This is a genomic window from Synechococcus sp. H55.11 (genome assembly GCF_047462475.1).
Lineage (GTDB): Bacteria > Cyanobacteriota > Cyanobacteriia > Thermostichales > Thermostichaceae > Thermostichus.
On record NZ_JANSJI010000199.1, the window covers coordinates 1 to 1,117 of the forward strand.

Genomic DNA, 1,117 nt, shown 5'->3' on the forward strand with positions numbered 1-1,117 from the left:
AAGACGCTGCCGATGGGACACCCCGAACTGGGCACGGGCGGCTCGGGCAAGACCATCAAGTTCGAGACGAACAACCTCAAACACAAGCGCGGCGCAATCGGCATGGCGCGCGCCCAAAACCCTGACAGCGCCAGCAGCCAGTTCTACATCTGCCTCGAAGACCTGCCCCAACTGGACGGCAACTATGTCATCTTCGGCAAGGTCGTAGAGGGCGTCGAGATTATCGACTTGGTGCGCGTCGGCGACACGATTCAGAAAGCCGTCGTGCTGGAGAAGTGGGCGCCCAAACCGAAAGACGCGCCCAAACCCGACGAGAAGCCGTAGCCCATGATCGACGACACGCTCGCAACCGAAGTGATCCTCGAAGCGGAGGCGATTCTGGAGGCGTCCGAGCCGCCTGTGGCGGAACGCCTCCAACGCCTCATGCAGCACCTACACGACCGTCTGCCCCACTTCCACTGGGTGGGCATCTACTGGCTCAAGGGGAACGAACTCGTGCTGGGACCCTATGTCGGACCGCCGACGGAGCATGTGCGCATCCCCGTCGGGCGCGGCGTATGCGGAACGGCTGTTGCCGAGAACATGAACCAGATCATCGAGGATGTGCGTGAACTGGAGAACTACCTCGCCTGCAACTTGGAGACGCGCTCGGAGATTGTGGTGCTGATTCGCCATCCCGACACGGGCAAGATTCTGGGGCAAATCGATGTGGACGGCACAGAGGTCGGCGCGTTCGACGAATCGGACGAGGCGCTGCTGGAAGTGATTGGCGAGCGGATTGCTCGGCTCGTGCTGGTACAGGGCTTGTGATAAGTACCTGTGCGTAGAGATTTAAACATTGCCCCCACCCCAACCCTCCCCGCAGGCGGGGAGGGAGACGCGGCTCCTCCCCCGTCTACGGGGGAGGTTAGGAGGGGGGAGCTGTCGAAAAACCAACGCAAAGACACTTACCAATCGCTGGGGCATACTTTCCGAAAACGAAGACAATCGGCGCCCCAACACGGAATCCCTGCGGCAGGGGCAATTCTCCCCGCGCGGGCATGAACGGGCAGGTGCGCCGTGTCGCCCTCACCTCCTTGCGTCCCCCTTCTCCCCCAAGCGAGCAAGCGGCTTATGG

2 protein-coding genes are annotated in these 1,117 nt (G+C 62.0%); both read left to right on the forward strand.

Annotation, left to right across the window (positions count from 1 at the left end):
* Positions 1–324 (forward strand): peptidylprolyl isomerase (locus NW853_RS08410; protein WP_414348787.1); only part of this gene is annotated, 324 nt, incomplete at its 5' end.
* A 3-nt stretch (positions 325–327) separates the two neighbouring features.
* Complete coding sequence (locus NW853_RS08415) at positions 328–810, forward strand: GAF domain-containing protein (protein ID WP_414348788.1); 483 nt, start codon at positions 328–330, stop codon at positions 808–810.
* Positions 811–1,117 lie beyond the last annotated feature (307 nt).

What these genes read in the sequence shown, in the direction of transcription:
- NW853_RS08415 (WP_414348788.1), top strand. Translation starts at nt 328, where the DNA reads ATGATCGACGACACGCTCGCAACCGAAGTGATCCTCGAAGCGGAGGCG.